The sequence below is a fragment of the Clostridium nigeriense genome, from assembly GCF_050585245.1.
Lineage (GTDB): Bacteria > Bacillota > Clostridia > Clostridiales > Clostridiaceae > Clostridium > Clostridium nigeriense_A.
Genome location: NZ_JBNOOF010000053.1, coordinates 1 through 465, shown reverse-complemented (window position 1 = coordinate 465; position 465 = coordinate 1). Strand labels below are relative to the sequence as shown.

Genomic DNA, 465 nt, shown 5'->3' with positions numbered 1-465 from the left:
AACACTATGTTACTTATGACAAAACTTTTAACAACAAACACAATGTGAATGCTGTTGCAGGTTATTCTTCTCAAAATTTTGAAACCCAATATAGAGGTAGTGTAGGTTGGGGTTTAACTACACCTGTTGTAAACCCAACTGATGTTTTTGTTAAGAATTATAACAATTTCACTAATTACGCAACATTCGTTCCTGATTATAATAGAAACGAGTTACAATCAGTATTTGGTCGTGTAAACTACACTTATAACGATAAATACTTCTTAACTGCTACCGTACGTAGAGATGGATCTTCTAAGTTTGGTGCCAATAACCGTTATGCTACTTTCCCGGCATTTGCTGCTAAATGGAGAGTAATGCAAGAAGGTTGGGCCGAGAAAGCACTTGGAAAGTGGTTTAGTGACCTGTCTATACGTGCTAACTATGGTCAGTTAGGTAGCCAAGATAACCTAGGCTCTTATGCCG

The 465-nt window shown here is 37.4% G+C and carries 1 pseudogene; it reads left to right on the top strand.

The annotated features are described in order from the left end of the window. A pseudogene (locus ACQPUY_RS17800) lies at nucleotides 1–465 on the top strand (hypothetical protein); the annotation flags it as partial.